This is a genomic window from Streptomyces sp. NPDC005775, from assembly GCF_042871565.1.
Taxonomy (GTDB): domain Bacteria; phylum Actinomycetota; class Actinomycetes; order Streptomycetales; family Streptomycetaceae; genus Streptomyces.
Genome location: NZ_JBIAIU010000009.1, coordinates 319,274 through 335,187, shown reverse-complemented (window position 1 = coordinate 335,187; position 15,914 = coordinate 319,274). Strand labels below are relative to the sequence as shown.

The window sequence follows — 15,914 nt, the reverse complement described above, 5'->3', positions numbered from 1 at the left end:
TTCAGGAGGCGGCCGGCTCGCCCCGTACCCCGGCGACCAGCAGGGCGGGGGACTCCGTGCGGCCGTCCAGGATGCGATTCGTCCGGGTCACGACCTCCCAACCCGACGGCATGCGGCGCAGCCGCCAGTGGTTGGCCGTCGCCCGGCGCACCACGTACCGGCCCGACTCGTTCACCACCATCAGGGAATGGCACACCGCCACGGCCTCGTCGCCGTCCACCGTGATGTGCGGCGGACCCACGATGTGGGCGCAGCCCTGCCGTATCCAGCCCTGGTGCGCGGGGGAGCGGACCATCTCACGGATCCGCTCCCTGCCCGCGAGGAAGATCTCGTCGATGTCGTACACCCCGTCCGGCGCCCAGAGCGAGGCGACCCCGTCCGCGTCGCCTCCGTCCACCAGTGGCCCGTACGAGGCCATCGCGCGCGCGATGTCGCGCTCGTCCTCCAACGCCCTGAGCCGGGCCTCCATCGCGGCGAGCCGGTCCTCGCTCATGCCCGTGCCTCCTCGATCGTGGTGAGGCCCGCGATGACGGCGAGGGCCTCCAGCTGTTCGACGTAATGACTCGCGGACCCGGCCGTCAGCGAAGCGCTGACCAGAGTGGCTCCGGCCTCGGACACCTTCCGCAACGCCTCGGAGGTACGGTCCGGGTCACCCGAGGGATCGAGCGGGCGGCCCGCGCTCAGGACCACCTCGAAGCCGTCCGGGAGCGAGACCGCGCCGAGCATCTCGCGCAGCCGCTCCAGCGGCAGCCCGAACGGCACCCATCCGTCCCCGTACGCCACCGCCCGGCGCAGCGACCGCGGGGTGCGGCCACCGATCCACAGCGGCACCCGGTCCTGCGCCGCGTGCGGTTCCACCACCAGCCCCTCGTAGTGGAAGTGAGCGCCGTGGTAGGCGGGTTCGCGGCGGGACAGGGAGGCCCGCAGGGCCGCGAGGGCGTCGTCGGCGATCGCGCCCCGGCCCTCGAAGGCGGCGCCGAGCAGCCGGAACTCCTCCTCCAGACTGCCCACACCGAGCCCCAGGACGAGCCGGCCACCGGAGACGCGGTCCAGCGTGCCGTAGCGCTTGGCTATCTCCAGCGGATGGTGGTAGCCCAGCACCAGGACCTGGGTGGCGAAGCGGAGCCGGGCAGTCCAGGCCGCCAGGTACCCGAAGGTGGACAGCGGATCCCAGTACGTGCCGCCGCGCTGTTCCGCGATGTCCGCGGGCACCGCCACGTGCTCCGAACACGTCATGTGGTCGAAGCCGAGCCGGTCCGCGGCTTCGGCGACCGCCCCCAGCTCCTCGATGCCGGCCGTGCGCTCCCACGGGGAATGGACACCGGGGACGGCCGTGACGACGGGACTGTTGATGCCGAGCCGCATAGGGGCACCTCTCTGGAGCAGAACGTGACGGGACGGAACGCTGGAGTTCATCCAAGTCCGGCGCCCCGAGGCGTGCGGGCCCCGTCCCGGTGGGCGGGAAGCGCCTCCGGAGCGCGGGCCCCGGCCCGGTCCCACTCAACGGAACGACGCCCACCGGCCCCGGGCGGCACACGGGAACATCGGCGGCCGGCGGAAGGACGTCAGCACCGTGCCCCGAATGAACTGCGAGAGAACCCCCGCGCACCCCAGCTCGCCCAACCAGCACCGGCGCTACGCCGGAATCCTGCGGTCCGCGGCGCACCTCGGAGCCGTACACGGTCTCGAAGGCGTGCAGATGCACGACGTGGCCCGGCGGTCCGGCGTCGCGATCGCCACCCTGTACCGCTACTTCCCGTCCAAGACCCATCTGTTCGCCGCCGTGCTGCACGACCAGGTGCGGCGCCTCGACGACGGCACCCCGCCACCGCCGCCCGGTACCGGTCCGGTCGAGGCGGTGAGCGAACTGCTCACCCGGGCGAGCCGGCAGCTCTTCGAACAGCCGCTGCTGGCCCTGGCGATGATCCAGTCCAACAACGTCTCCCACCGCGCCGACGGCGGCACCGGCCGCCACACGGACGAGATCATCGCGGACCTCGTCCTGCGCACGGCGGGGGTGTCCGACCCCTGCGACCAGGACCGGCGCGTGGTCCGCATCCTGGAGCAGGCCTGGTACGGCCTGCTCAGCACCGTCCTGTACGAGCGCTCCTCGGCGGAGGCGGCGCAGGACGGCATCCGGCTGGCCTGCCGCCTCCTCCTCGGCCCGGTCCTCGCCGAGCGGCGCGCCTGACGCCCGGCGCCGGTCCGGTCAGCGGGTGCGTCCGGTCAGCGGGACGGCAGGCGCTGTCCGCGCACCGAAGCTCCTACCGTGCCGGGGCCAGCAGTACCGGCCCACCCGAGGAGTACCCATGCCGCGCAACGTCGTCGTCACCGGATCCGGTTCCGGGATCGGTGCCGCCCTCACCGCTCTGTTCCGCGACCGGGGAGACCGGGTGATCGGCGTGGACCTCCACGGCGGTGACATCGAGGCCGACCTGTCCACGCCCGACGGACGCGCCGCAGCCGCGTCGGCGGCCGCCGACGCGGCAGGCGGGGTGGTGGACGCGATCGTCACCTGCGCCGGAACCTCCGTACCGGGCACCGCGATGATCACCGTCAACTACTTCGGCACCACCGAGTTCCTGACGGCGATGCGACCCGCCCTGGCCGCTGCCGAGCAGCCCCGCGTCGTGGCCATCGGCTCGATCTCCGGCACCCGGACGCATGACCCGGAGGTCGTCGCTGCCTGTCTGGCCGGCGACGAGACCACGGCCCTGCACCACGCGGAGCTGGCCGTGGCCGACGGCCGCGCGCGGCAGCTCTATCCCTCGTCCAAGGCGGCCCTCGCCCAGTGGGCGCGGCGCACCGCGGTCGCCGAGGGCTGGGCGGACGCCGGCATCCCCGTGAACGTCGTCGCCCCCGGCATCGTCCTCACCCCGATGAGCGCGGGACTCTTCGACGACCCGCAGATGAGGAAGGTCATGGACGCGGCGGTCCCCATGCCGCTCAACGGCTATCTGCGCCCCGAGGACGTCGCACGGGCCGTGCTCTTCCTGGCCTCCGAGGACAACAGCCACATCACCGGGCAGGTGGTGTACGTCGACGGAGGCGCCGAGGTCACCCTGCGGGGGCCCGCCGACTTCTGAGCCGCCGCGCGGCTGTCGCGAAGGTGCCCCGGCCGTGTCACACGGCCGGGGCACCTTCGCGTGCGCGGGAGGGGGCGTCAGATGTGCACCTGGGGCCGCAGTACCTTGCCGGTCGCGTTGCGGGGCAGCGCCTCGGTGGTCAGCCGCCACTGCTTGGGCACCTTGAAGTACGCCAGTTCGGCCGCCACGTGCTCCCGCAGCGTCTCCTCCGTCGCCGTCGAGCCCGCCGCGAGCACCACGACCGCGGCGACCTCCTGGCCGAGGTCGGGATGCGGCACTCCCATCACCAGGCACTCACGGACGTCCGGGTGCTCGACGAGCACCGTCTCGATCTCGGCCGGGTAGACGTTCTCGCCGCCGCGAATGATCAGGTCCGAACGGCGGCTGCTGAGATACAGCCGGCCCTCGCGCAACTGCCCGAGATCCCCGGTGCGCAGCCAGCGGTCCGCGTCGATGGCACCGGCGGTGGCCTCGGGGTTGCGCCAGTACCCCAGCATGTTGAACTGGCTGCGGACCCAGACGTCGCCCTCCTCGCCCTCGCCGAGCACCTCGCCGAAGGGGTCGCGAATCTCCAGCCGTACGCCGGCGACCGGCCGGCCGAGCGTGCCGGGCGCCGCCGCCAGCTCCTGCGGGCTCGCCGCGGCCACGGCCGTGCAGGTCTCGGTCAGCCCGTAGCTGTCCACCAGCGAGTCCTTCGCGAACGGCAGGTTCTGGCGCAGCCGCTCCTTGAACGCGGTCGACGAAGGGGCGGAGGCCAGGGCGAACGCCGTGAGCGACGAGGTGTCGTAGCGGTGCGCCCCGCCGTGTTCGAGCATCCGGTGAGCCATCGTCGGCACCGCGCCCCAGTTGGTGATCCGTTCGCGCTCGACCATGCCCAGCACGGCGTCCACGTCGAACGCCCCCTGGTGCAGGGCGATCTTGCTGCCGGTGGCCAGCCGCGGTACGGCCAGGTTGTGCAGGCTCGCGATGTGGAACAGCGGCAGGGTCAGCAGGTAGACGCGGTCCTGCGGGGGCAGCGGGTCGCCGAACTCGTGGAGCAGCGCGTCGTTCATACGGTGGTACTCGACGACCGCCAGCAGGTTGCGGTGCGTGTGCACGACGCCCTTGGAGCGACCCGAGGTCCCCGACGTGTAGAGGATCACGGCCGGGTCGTCCTCGGCGACATCGGCGGACGGCAGAGGCGCCTCGGGGTGCGCCGTGACGAGGCGGCGGATGTCGTTCTCCATGGACAGCACCGGTACCGCGCAGTCGGCCGGCATCGCCAGCCGTTTCGCGTCGGCCACCACCAGCGCCGGTTCCGCGTTCTCGATGCCGTACGCCATCTCCCGCGCCGACCACCAGGCGTTGAAACCGACGACCACCGCGCCGATCGACACGGTGGCCCAGAACGTCTGGATCCACTCGGGGGAGTTGGCGGCGGCGATGGCCACCCGGTCGCCCTCGGCGATGCCGTACTCCTCCCGCAGCACCTGTGCCAGCGAGGCGACCTGGGCGGCGTGCTCGGCGAAGGTGATCCGCCGGTCCGCGGTGACGATGTACTCACGGTCGGCATGGGCGACGGACGTGTGCAGCACCTCGTGCAGTGCTCGCTGCCGGTGGGTGAACACCGGCAGCCGGGCCCCCAGCACGTCGGCTTCCGACAGCTCGAAACGGCCGCCCGGGCCGATGAGCCGACCGATGATCTCGGCCGGTCCGGCGGGAGCGGCCGAGCGGTGATCCGTATCGCTGGACATCAGGTGACTCCTGGTGCGTCTCGAACTCCATGGGGATCGCGGTCGAGGCTCAGTGTCGGCAGTGCCGGGCCCCGGCTCCATGGCTGATTCCGGTCACTGGGACACCGTCGCACGGCGCCGACCCGGCGACAACGGCGACGACCGGCGTGCGGACGGGGCGGCACAGGGCTCCCGGTGAGTGGGATAGGCCACGTCGGCCGGATTTCGGCGGCCGTAGCGTCCCCCCACCTGCTCCGGCCCCGGGCCTCCGCGCCCGGGTGCCACCTGCCTTCAGGCACCCGTTTTTCCCACCTTCCGGCACCGGTCCGACCGGCCCGGGCTCATGGAGGAAGAAATGAAGCGAGCACCACGGCCGAGAGCCCGTCTCGCCGCCACCCTGGCCGTCGCGGCGATGCTCACCTCCGCGTGCGTGGCGTCCGACGCCGGCGAATCCGACAGCGGGAAGACGCAGAAGACCGAACGCGGCCGCTACACCTTCGGTCTCGTCGGCGCCCGGCCCGACGGGGGCGAGCCCGTCGAGGGCGGCACCCTGCGCATCGCCGACTACGCCGAGGCCCGCAGCCTCAGCCCCGCCGTCACCTACGCCACCGGAGCCTCCGGCGGCTCCGCGCTCGCCGCCGTGTACGACGTACTGATGCGGTACGACACCGCGGCGAAGAAGTACGAACCCCAGCTCGCCAAGTCGCTGCGCGGCAGCGCGGACCTGAAGACCTGGACGCTGAAGCTGCGCGACGGCGTGAAGTTCTCCGACGGAACCCCGCTCGACGCCGACGCCGTGACCGCCTCGATCGCCTGGTACCAGAAGAACAAGGGCGCCGACACCGCGCTGCTCGCCCCGAACGTGGCGAAGACCGAGGCCACCGACGAGAACACCGTCGTCTTCACCCTCCGCACCCCCTGGGCGACGTTCCCCGCGATGCTCGCCCAGGCTCCCGGCATGATCGTGGCCCCCGCCGCGTACGCCGGGAAGACGTTCGAGCCCATCGGGGCCGGCCCCTTCGTCCTGGACAGGTACGCACCCCAGGAGGAGATGGTCCTCAAGGCCAACAAGAACTACTTCAAGGGCAAGCCCCACCTCGACGCACTCCGCTTCACCTGGCCGCAGTCAGACCGCACCAAGCTGGAGTCGTTGGAGGACGGCACCGCCGACGTGACGTACATGCGCAGCCCCGACGTCGTCGACGAGGCCGTGAAGGCGGGCCACCCCGGGGAACTGACCCTCACCGGTCTCGGCAACATGGTCGTCATCAACACCCGCGAGGGCCGGCCCGGCGCCGACCTGCGCGTCCGCAAGGCGATGGCCCTGGCCCTCGACCCCGAGCTCGACACCGAACGCGCCTACAAAGGCAAGGGCCTGCCCGGCAAGGAGATCTTCCCCCCGGAGTCACGCCTGCACTCCGACGTGAAGCCCCTGGGCGTCGACCTCGACCAGGCGAAGAAGCTGCTCGCCGAGGCCAAGAAGGACGGCTACGACGGCGCTGTCACCTACATGGACGGCACCGACCCCGTCGCCAGGGCCAAGGGCGTCGTCACCAAGGCCATGCTGGAACGCGTCGGATTCACCGTGAAGCTCGACCTGGTCTCCTCGATCGCCGACCGGACGTCGAAGACCTACGTGGAGCACGACTTCGACATCAGCCGAGGCGCGGCGAGCATCTCCGAGAGCGACCCGTACCACCGCCTCCAGAGCGTCCTGAACTCCACGAGCTACGGCAACCCCGGCGGGTACGCCAACCCCAGGATGGACGCCCTGCTGGTCAGGCTCCAGGCGGCGGAGAGCGACGCCGCGGCCCAGAAGATCCTCGACGAGGTCCAGACCCTCTTCAACGAGGACGTCCCGCTGGTGAACCTGGGCGCGAGCGCCGCCTTCACCGCCTGGGGCGAGAAGGTGCACGGCGTCGTGCCCACCGACGAGTACATGACCCTCTTCGGTGAGGCGTGGATCAGCAAGTGACATTTCGTGGGCCGGCCGCCCCCCGGGCTCCCGCCGACCGGGACACCGTTCCGCGCCGGCCGGCCCGCCCGTCCGTAGCTTCACCGCACCGCGACGCGCATCCCGTAGACCCGAGTGCCGCCACCGGGCAGATCTGGAGGAACCCATGAGTTTCGCTGCGCTGCGCCGACCGGCCATCAAGATCCTGGAACTGGTGGGCGTACTCCTTATCGCGAGCATCGGGGTGTTCTCCCTGGTGGTCCTGCTCCCCGGCGACCCCGCCGTCGACATCCTCGGGGGCGGCCGGTCGCCCGCCGAGTACGCCGAGCTCCGCACCGAACTCGGCCTCGACCAGTCGCTGGTCAGCCGCTACCTCGACTGGCTGGGCGGCGTCCTCACCGGGGACCTCGGCCAGTCCGTCGTACCGCCGCAGAGCGACGTCACCGACCGCGTCCTGTCCGCGCTCCCCGTCAGCTTCGAGATCGCCGCCCTCGGACTGCTCATCGCCCTGCTGCTCGCGGTGCCGCTGGCCATGTGGTCGGCTTACCGGGAGAACTCGGCCGCCGACCGGATCATCGGCGCCGGCACCTTCGGGGTGCTGTCCGTGCCGAGCTTCCTGGCCGGGCTGCTGCTGATCCTGCTCCTGGTCAACTCAGCCGGCTGGTTCCCGCGTTCCGAATGGATCCGGTTCGGCGACGGCGACCTGTGGGGCAACCTGCACCATGCGTTCCTGCCGGCGCTGACCGTGGCACTGGCCGAACTCGCCATGTTCACCCGGGTACTTCGCGGCGATCTCATCGTGACGCTGCGGGAGGACTACATCCTCGCCGCCCGCGCCAAGGGCATGCACCCGCTGCGCATCCTGTTCACCGACGCCCTGCGCCCCTCCTCCTTCTCCCTGGTCACCCTGCTCGGCCTCAGTCTCGGCCGGCTCATCGGCAGCACCGTCGTCGTCGAGTACCTCTTCGGACTGCCCGGCATGGGAACCGTCGTCGTCAACGCCGCGGGCCAGGGCGACTACCCGATGGTCCAGGGCGCCGTGCTCACCATCGCCTTGATCTACGTGGTGATCAACGCCGCCATCGACCTCTCCTACGGCTACCTCGACCCGAGGACGCGACGTGTCCATGTCTGACATCGTTCCGCGCACGCGGACCGCCATCCCGCCGCCCCTGCTCACCGCCCTGGCGCTCACCGTCGTCGGCCTCGTCCTGCTCGGCTTCGGCGCGACCTCGCCCCAACTCGTGACGCCCGCCAAGGCGGCCCTCGCCCTCCTCGGTCTCGGCCTGACGTTCGCCGGCGCCTCCCGGCTCGGCAAGCGCTGGGCCGGACCCGGCTTCGACCTGGTGTTCTGGTTCGGCGCGGGCTGGCTCATCCTGCTCGGCCTCGCGATCCTGCTCGCCCCGTGGCTGCCGATCGGCGAGGACCGCGACGTCGCGAGCACCGTCCTCGAACCGGTCTTCGCCCCACCGACGTTCACCGGAGCCAACCCGCTGGGCACCAACGCCTTCGGCCTCGACCTGCTCGCCCGCTCCCTGTACGGCGCCCGGTCCTCGCTGATCATCTCGCTGTCCGCGGTCGCCGTCGGCACCGTCGTCGGCGGTGCGATCGGCATGGTGGCCGGCTACTTCCGAAAGGGCGTGGACCGGGCGGTGGGCATCGCCACCAACTCGCTGCTCGCCGTGCCCCCGCTGATCCTGCTCATCGCACTCGCCACCGTGCTGGAGCCGCGTCTGCGCAACGTCGCCCTCTCCCTGGCGCTCCTCACGATCCCCGGCATGGTGCGGCTCGCCCGCGCCACCACCATGGCCTACGCCAACCGGGAGTTCGTCGTCGCGGCCCGGGCCATGGGCGCCACCCGCTCCCGCATCCTGCTGCGCGAACTGCTGCCCAACGTCCTGCTCCCGCTGCTGTCCCTGGCGGTGGTGATGATCTCGGTCCTCATCGTCGCCGAGGCCTCGCTCAGCTTCCTCGGACTCGGTATCCAGCCGCCCGAGCCCACCTGGGGAAACATGATCGCGGAGGGGGAGGGGCGGGTCTTCGAGGACCACCCGCACATCGTGCTCGTACCCGGCGCGTTCCTCTTCCTCACCGTCTTCGCCTTCAACATCGTCGGCGAGAAGGCTCGCGGGCGATGGGACTCCCGGAGCGTGAAACTGTGACCACCACCCCGCTGCCCACCGACGACACGGCAGCCGCCGCCGGAGCCGACGCCTCCGAGGTGCTGTCCGCCACGGGCGTGCACACCGCCTTCCACACACCGCGCGGGCCCGTGCGGGCCGTCGACGGCGTCAGCCTGTCACTGTCCGAGGGCGAGACCCTCGGCATCGTCGGCGAGTCCGGCTCGGGCAAGTCGGTGCTGGGCCGCACCCTCATGGGCCTGATCACCGACGGCCCCGGCACCACCGTGTCCGGCACCGTCCTGCTCGGCGGCAAGGACGTCCACGCTCTCAGCCCGTCGGGCCGCAGATCCCTGTGGGGCACCGAGGCCGCCATGGTCTTCCAGGACCCGATGACCTCCCTGAACCCGGTGAAGAAGGTCGGTACGCACCTGTCGGAGAGCGTTCGCGCGCACCTGGGCCTGAGCCGCGCCGACGCCCGGGAACGCGCCGTCGACCTTCTCCGGCAGGTCGGCATCCCCGAACCCGCGCGGCGGGCCGCCCAGTACCCGCACGAGCTCTCCGGCGGCATGCGCCAGCGCGTCGTCATCGCCATGGCCCTGGCGTGCGGCCCGCGCCTGCTCATCGCCGACGAGCCGACCACCGCGCTCGACGTCACCGTGCAGAAGCAGATCCTGGACCTCATCCAGTCCCTGGCGCGGGACCTGCGGATGGCCACCATCCTCATCAGCCACGACCTCGCCACCGTCGCCGGACGCACGGACCGGGTCGCGGTCATGTACGCGGGCCGCCTCGTCGAGTACGCGACCACCGAGGCCGTGTTCGCACGTCCCCGGCACCCGTACAGCAGCGCCCTGATCGCTTCCGTACCCCGCATCGACCTGCCCCCGCACACCCTGCTGCCCACCATCGAGGGCCGTCCGCCCAACCTGCTCCACCCGCCCCCCGGCTGCCGGTTCGCCCCGCGCTGCACGACGGCCACCGACCACTGCACCACCGAGCCGCCCCCGCTCACCGGCTACGCGGGTGACCGCGACGCGGGCGGCCTTGTCGCCTGCCACCACCCGCTCGGCGCCGTCGAGGAGGCCGCCGTATGACCACCACCAGCACCCCGCGCTCAGCGCGGGCGCCCGCGCTGAGCGCGGAGAACCTCGTCGTGGAGTTCCCGGCAGGCCGGGGCCGCAAGGTGCACGCCGTCTCCGGAGTCGGCCTGGACGTCGCGGCCGGAGAGACCCTGGGCATCCTCGGCGAGTCCGGCTGCGGGAAGTCCACCGTCGGCCGGTCCCTGATCCAGCTGCCGCCCCCGGACTCGGGGACCGTACGCCTGGGCGAGGTGACCCTCACCGGTCTCGCCCCCGGCGAACTGCGGCGGGCCCGCGCCCGGATGCAGATCATCATGCAGGACCCGGTCTCCGCCCTGAACCCGCGCCGCAAGGTCAAGGACCTGGTGTGGGAGGGCCTGTCGATCTGGGGGAGCGGCGACGACGCCCGCGACAAGGACGCCCGGATCGACGCGGCCCTGCGCGACGTCGGCCTCGACCCGGCGACCGTACGCGACCGCAGACCGCACGAACTCTCGGGCGGCCAGTGCCAGCGCGTCTGCATCGCCCGCGCCCTGCTCCTGGACCCCGAGGTGCTGATCTGCGACGAACCCGTCTCCAGCCTCGACGTGTCCGTACAGGCGCAGATCCTCAACCTCCTGGAGACGGCGACGCGGCGGCGCGGGCTGAGCATGGTCTTCATCGCGCACGACGTGTCCGTGGTGAAGAACATCAGCGACCGCGTGATGGTGATGTACCTCGGCAAGGTCTGCGAGGTGCTGCCCAGCGACGGGATGCAGGACGAGGCCGTCCACCCCTACACGCGGCTGCTGCTCGCCTCGCTCCCCGAGGCCCAGCGCGGCCCCGGCGCCGTCGAGGACACGGCCGCGCCCGACGGCGCGGCCGGCGAACTCCCCTCGCCCCTGGATCCGCCGTCGGGCTGCCGCTTCCGCACCCGCTGCCCGCTGGCCACCGGCCTGTGCTCCGAGGCGGAGCCACCGCTCAGGGACATCCGGCCCGGCCACCGGGTCGCCTGCCATCACGTATAACCGAGAGGAACCACGCGTGACCACCACCGAGACGCCCGATGTACTGGCCCCCGCCCAGCTGGGCCCGCTCAAGCTCCGCAACCGCATCATCAAGGCGGCCACCTACGAAGGGCTCAGCCACAAGTCGCTGGTGACCCAGGACCTCGTCGACTTCCACGTCGCCTACGCGCGGGGCGGCGTCGGCATGACGACGGTCGCGTACCTCGCCGTCGCGAAGGAGGGGCGGACCGACCGGCACCAGATCCACTGGACCGACGAGTCGATGCCCGGCCTGCGCGTCCTCACCGACGCCGTGCACGCCGAGGGCGCCGCGGTCTCGGCACAGATCGGCCACGGCGGACCCGTCGCCAACCCCAAGGGCAACGGCGCCCCGGCCCTCTCCCCGTCCAAGCACTTCCACGCCACCACCATCAGCTGGGCCCAGGAGGCGTCCCTCGACGACCTCCGGCGCATCACCGAGGCGCACGCCGAGGCCGCCCGCCGTGCCATCGAGGCGGGCTTCGACGCCGTCGAGGTGCACCTCGGCCACAACTACCTGGCCAGTTCCTTCCTCAGCCCCAAGGTCAACCACCGCACCGACGCGTACGGCGGCAGCCTGGAGAACCGGGCCAGGTTCGCCCGGGAGATCATGCGGGCCGTCCACGACGCGGTCGGCGGCCGGATCGCCGTCATCGCCAAGATGAACATGGACGACGGGGTACCCGGCGGCTTCTGGCTCGACGAGGCCATCCCCGTCGCGCAGTGGCTCGAACAGGACGGCACCGTCGACGCCCTGGAGATGACCGCGGGCAGCTCGCTGCTCAACCCGATGTACCTCTTCAAGGGCGACGCCCCGCTCGCCGACTTCTCCGCGATCATGCCGCAGCCGATCAAGCTCGGGGTGAAGCTGGTCGGCAAGCGGTTCCTGCGCAGCTACCCGTACCGGGACGCCTACCTCCTGGAGGACGCGCGGCAGATACGCGCCGCCGTGAAGCTGCCGATGATCCTGCTCGGCGGCATCACCGACAAGCCGGCCATGGACCTCGCCATGCGCGAGGGATTCGAGTACGTGGCCATGGCCAGGTCCCTGCTGCGCGAGCCCGACCTCGTGAACCGGATCAGCAAGGACGCCACCACCCCGTCCCTGTGCATCCACTGCAACAAGTGCATGCCGACCAACTTCACCGGCACCCGCTGCGTGCTCGTCGACCGGGGCACCACCCGCCGCGAGACCTGGGGCAAGCCCGACGGGTACGTGGGATGAGGGGCCGGGACGCCGTCGCCACGGCCGAGGCGGTCAGGAGCGGCGACACCGACGCCCGTACCGTCACCGAGCAGGCGATCGCCCGCATCGAGCAGCACAACCCACGCCTCAACGCCGTGATCCACACCTGTTTCGAGGCCGCGCTGGCGGAGGTGGCGGCCGGTCTGCCGGACGGCCCGCTGCGCGGAGTCCCCGTGCTGGTCAAGGACCTCGGCACCGAGGTGGAAGGGCTGCCGGCGACGGGCGGCAGCCGCCTCTTCGCCGACGCGCCCGCCCGGCGCGACAGCGAACTGGTGGCCCGCTACCGGCGCGCCGGAGCCGTCGTCCTCGGCACCACCAACACCCCCGAACTGGGCCTCAACGCCTCCACGGAGCCGGTCCTCTTCGGCCCCACCCGCAATCCCTGGAGCACCGACCGCTCACCGGGCGGCTCCAGCGGCGGCTCGGCTGCCGCGGTGGCGGCCGGCATGGTCCCGGTCGCGCACGCCAGCGACGGCGGCGGCTCGATCCGCATCCCGGCCGCCGCCTGCGGCCTGTTCGGCCTCAAGCCCAGCCGGGGACGCGTCTCGCCCGCGCCCCGCCCCACCACCCTGTCGGGCCTGGTCTCGGGTCACCACGCCGTCACCACGACCGTCCGCGACAGCGCCCTGCTCCTCGACGTCGTCGCCGGACCCATGCCCGGGGACGCGTACGCCGCTCCGGCTCCGGCGGCGTCCTTCGCCGAACTGGCCCGCCGCGTCCCGGGACGGCTGCGGATCGGTCTGCTCACCGCACTCCCGGACGGCCCCGACGTGCACCCGGACTGTGCGGGGGCGGTCCGCGAGGCGGCACTCCTGTGCGAACGCCTCGGCCACGAGGTCGTCGAGACCACCGCCCGCTACCGGCCCGGCGACGTCGCCGGCACCTCGGCCGTCCTGATGGGCGCCGACCTCGTCGCCCAGATCGACGCCCGGCTCGCCGCGCTGGAGCGACCCCTGGCCGACGACGACGTAGAACCGTTCACCCGCGTCCTGTACGACACCTACCGCGCCCTGCCGGCCGCGGACGTCAGCCGGGCGCTGCGCCGCGCGCAGGAGATCGGCTGGGAGGTCGGCGCGGCGTTCGACCGGTTCGACGTCCTGCTCAGTCCGACCCTCGCCCAGCCCACCCCGCTGCTCGGCACCCTCGACACGACGGTCCCCGAGTCGATCTACCGGCACGCGTCCGTCCACTCCGCCTTCACCAGTGTGTACAACGTGACCGGAATGCCGGCGATGTCGGTCCCCTTCGGCCACGACGCGGAGGGGCTGCCCCTGGGTGTCCAGTTCGCCGCCCCCCTCGGCGGCGAGGGAACCCTGCTCGCGCTCGCGGCCCAGCTGGAACGCGAGGCCCCCTGGGGCGCACCGCCCGCCGGGTGAGGTGAGGGCCCGGGGTGTCCCCTCCTGGACATCGGACATAAGATGTCTGATGTCTAGGAGCCCTTGAGTGAGGAGTCGCGGATGAGCCACGTCCCAGTGCCCGGAGCGAAGAAGGCACGCGACCCCGGAAAGCGGGGCGACGACCACCGCGTGGCCGTCATCGGCGCGGGAGCCATCGCCCGCGACCACGTCACCGCACTCGCGGGAGTCCCGGGACTGCGACTGGCGCACGTCGTCGACCGCCACCCCGAACGGGCCGCCGCGCTGGCCGCCCTCGCCGAGGGGGCCACCTGGTCCACCGACCCGGCGACCGCCTGGTCCGACGCCATCGACGTCACCGCCGTGTGCACCTCTCCCGAGTCGCACGCCGACCTCACCGTGGCCGCACTCCGGGCCGGCCGGGCGGTCCTGCTGGAGAAGCCCGCCGCGCTGAGCGTCCCCGACACCGACCGGATCCTCGCCGCGGCGAAGACCGCCGGCCGGCCCCTGCTCGTGGCCCAGACCGCCCGGTTCCAGCCCGTCCACCTGGAGATGGCCCGGGCCGTCTCCTCGGGGGCGATCGGCACGCCCCGGCTCGCCCACCTCACCTGGTACACCGGGCACGTCTGGCCGGGCGGCTGGCGCGGCTGGCAACTGGACGCGTCCCGCTCCGGCGGCCACGTGGCCCACAACGGCGTGCACGCCCTCGATCTGCTGACCTGGCTCATGGACGACGAACCGGTCCGCGTCTTCGCCCGCCCCTGCCGCACCTGGGCACCCGGGATGCCGACCCCCGACAGCTTCCAGATCCTCGTCCGCTTCGCCGGCGGAGCCCTCGCCACCATCGAACTCTGCTACGCCCTCGCCGCACGCGGCACGTTCGTGCGCCGCCTCATGCTGGCCGGCACCACCGGCACCCTGCACCACAGCAGTGAGGACGAGCCCCGGACGCATTCCGCGTCGCCCCTCGCCCCCGCCTCCATCGAGGGCGCGATGACCGAGCAGACCAGGCACCTGCGCGATGTGCTGGACGGCACCGCGGCCCCGCTCACCGCGCCGCACCAGGTCCGCGCCGCCCTCGCCGCAGCCCTGGCCGCCCAGCTCAGCGCCGACCAAGCCCGCCCCGTCGACGTCAAGGAGGTCTGCTGACATGAGAATCCTCATCGCATCCGGGGTCCGGCACGCCCGCGACTACGTGCCCCTGCTCCGCTCCCTGCCCGGCATCGAGGTCATCGGCTGCGCCGACGCCGCCGACAGCCCCTTCCACGAGGACAGCGCCGCCCTCGCCCGTACGACCGGCATCCCGCTGCTCGACCTCGATGAAGGGCTCGCGGCCTGCGACATCGCCCTCGTGTGCAGCGAGCCCACGCGCCACGTCGACCTCGCCGTGACGGCACTCGACGCGGGCCGCCACGTCATCGTCGACAAACCGGCCGCGACCGGCACCCGCGAGGCCCAGCGCCTCTGGGACGCGGCCGACCGCTCGCGCGGGCTGCTCACCGCCGTGCACCGCCTCCACTCCCCACAGATCGCCCGGGCCCGGCGCACGATCGACTCCGGTGCGATCGGCCTTCCCCTGGCCGTCGACGCCGAGTGGCTCGCGGCCGGCGGCCTCGACGGGGCCACCGTCGAGCGCCCCGAACTGGTCTGCGACCCCGCCCTGTCCGGCGGCGGCGAACTGATGAACTTCGGCTGGTACCCGGCCCTGGCGATCCGCTATCTGACCGGCCTGGAGGTGGAAGAGGTCGTCGCCTTCAGCAGCGCGGCACCGCACGCGCCGCTCTTCGACGGCCCGCACGGCGGGTACGGCGTCGAGGACGCCGCGGTCCTCTCGCTCCGCCTGAGCAACGGAGTCGTGGCGACGGCCACCGTCGCCCGCACACCCGCCGGCGTCGGCCCGGCGGCGGTCTCCTCCAGCCTGCGCGTGCTCGGCTCGCACGGCCACGTGCTCGCCGACGAGGACGCCCCGTCGATCACCGTGCGCGCGGTGGGCGGCCGCGGCACCGCCCACCCGGTCGCCGGACCCGCGTCGACCACGGCGCTGCGCCTGCTGTTCACCGAGTTCTGCGACGACATCCGCTACGGGCGCACCCCGTTGGTGACGGCGCAGGACATCCACGCGGCCGTCGCGGTCGTCGAGGCCGCACTGTCCTCCGGCCGCGAGGGCGGGACCCCGATCGCTCCCGCCGTCCGCTGCTTGATGTAGCTGATCCTCCCCAGGGCTCCCCAAGCCTTCGAATCCTCCCCAAATCCGTGCTTTCACGGGTTGTCCGTCGGGGGCGCGCCGTCGCCGTGCGGCAGGCTCACCCCCGGCGGCAGCACCGGTGGGAGCCG

Annotated in this window: 14 protein-coding genes; 11 read left to right on the top strand and 3 right to left on the bottom strand. The window is 72.5% G+C overall.

Annotated features, from left to right (window positions below; translation table 11 throughout):
- Position 1 precedes the first annotated feature (1 nt).
- Both ACFYPA_RS22465 and ACFYPA_RS22460 read right to left on the bottom strand, forming a co-directional pair.
- Complete coding sequence (locus ACFYPA_RS22465; protein ID WP_359083641.1) at positions 2-493, bottom strand: nuclear transport factor 2 family protein; 492 nt, start codon at positions 491-493, stop codon at positions 2-4.
- Positions 490-1,365, bottom strand: coding sequence for a TIGR03619 family F420-dependent LLM class oxidoreductase (locus tag ACFYPA_RS22460; protein WP_389133767.1), 876 nt, complete (start codon positions 1,363-1,365; stop codon positions 490-492). The genes ACFYPA_RS22465 and ACFYPA_RS22460 overlap by 4 nt, the downstream gene beginning before the upstream one ends.
- A gap of 217 nt (positions 1,366-1,582) precedes the next feature.
- Between ACFYPA_RS22460 and ACFYPA_RS22455 the strand changes: the two genes are divergently transcribed.
- Together ACFYPA_RS22455 and ACFYPA_RS22450 are read left to right on the top strand one after the other, a co-directional pair.
- Positions 1,583-2,191 carry a TetR family transcriptional regulator gene (locus tag ACFYPA_RS22455; RefSeq protein WP_359083639.1) on the top strand — a complete coding sequence of 203 codons (609 nt, stop codon included), beginning with the start codon at positions 1,583-1,585 and terminating at the stop codon, positions 2,189-2,191.
- 118 nt (positions 2,192-2,309) lie between these two features.
- Positions 2,310-3,086, top strand: coding sequence for an SDR family oxidoreductase (locus ACFYPA_RS22450; protein WP_359083638.1), 777 nt, complete (start codon positions 2,310-2,312; stop codon positions 3,084-3,086).
- A gap of 77 nt (positions 3,087-3,163) precedes the next feature.
- Here ACFYPA_RS22450 and ACFYPA_RS22445 read toward each other — a convergent pair whose 3' ends face one another.
- Positions 3,164-4,819, bottom strand: a complete 1,656-nt coding sequence (locus ACFYPA_RS22445; RefSeq protein ID WP_389133764.1) for a class I adenylate-forming enzyme family protein — start codon at positions 4,817-4,819, stop codon at positions 3,164-3,166.
- A gap of 334 nt (positions 4,820-5,153) precedes the next feature.
- Between ACFYPA_RS22445 and ACFYPA_RS22440 the strand changes: the two genes are divergently transcribed.
- The 9 genes from ACFYPA_RS22440 to ACFYPA_RS22400 all read left to right on the top strand — a co-directional run bounded on the left by ACFYPA_RS22440 (position 5,154) and on the right by ACFYPA_RS22400 (position 15,786).
- Positions 5,154-6,773 (top strand): ABC transporter substrate-binding protein, encoded by a 1,620-nt coding sequence (locus ACFYPA_RS22440; RefSeq protein ID WP_389133761.1) that lies wholly within the window; start codon positions 5,154-5,156, stop codon positions 6,771-6,773.
- A gap of 145 nt (positions 6,774-6,918) precedes the next feature.
- Entirely contained in the window at positions 6,919-7,887 is a 969-nt protein-coding gene (locus ACFYPA_RS22435; RefSeq protein ID WP_359083634.1) for an ABC transporter permease, read from the top strand.
- Complete coding sequence (locus tag ACFYPA_RS22430; RefSeq protein ID WP_359083633.1) at positions 7,880-8,914, top strand: ABC transporter permease; 1,035 nt, start codon at positions 7,880-7,882, stop codon at positions 8,912-8,914. Before ACFYPA_RS22435 ends, ACFYPA_RS22430 begins: the two co-directional genes overlap by 8 nt.
- Entirely contained in the window at positions 8,911-9,969 is a 1,059-nt protein-coding gene (locus tag ACFYPA_RS22425; protein WP_359315624.1) for an ABC transporter ATP-binding protein, read from the top strand. The genes ACFYPA_RS22430 and ACFYPA_RS22425 overlap by 4 nt, the downstream gene beginning before the upstream one ends.
- Entirely contained in the window at positions 9,966-10,961 is a 996-nt protein-coding gene (locus ACFYPA_RS22420) for an oligopeptide/dipeptide ABC transporter ATP-binding protein (protein ID WP_389133757.1), read from the top strand. Before ACFYPA_RS22425 ends, ACFYPA_RS22420 begins: the two co-directional genes overlap by 4 nt.
- A 16-nt stretch (positions 10,962-10,977) precedes the next feature.
- Positions 10,978-12,204, top strand: a complete 1,227-nt coding sequence (locus ACFYPA_RS22415; RefSeq protein ID WP_359083630.1) for an NADH:flavin oxidoreductase — start codon at positions 10,978-10,980, stop codon at positions 12,202-12,204.
- Positions 12,201-13,601, top strand: a complete 1,401-nt coding sequence (locus ACFYPA_RS22410; RefSeq protein ID WP_389133754.1) for an amidase — start codon at positions 12,201-12,203, stop codon at positions 13,599-13,601. Before ACFYPA_RS22415 ends, ACFYPA_RS22410 begins: the two co-directional genes overlap by 4 nt.
- Before the next feature lie 81 nt (positions 13,602-13,682).
- Complete coding sequence (locus ACFYPA_RS22405) at positions 13,683-14,729, top strand: Gfo/Idh/MocA family oxidoreductase (protein WP_359083628.1); 1,047 nt, start codon at positions 13,683-13,685, stop codon at positions 14,727-14,729.
- Between the two features lies 1 nt (position 14,730).
- Entirely contained in the window at positions 14,731-15,786 is a 1,056-nt protein-coding gene (locus tag ACFYPA_RS22400) for a Gfo/Idh/MocA family oxidoreductase (RefSeq protein WP_359083627.1), read from the top strand.
- Positions 15,787-15,914 lie beyond the last annotated feature (128 nt).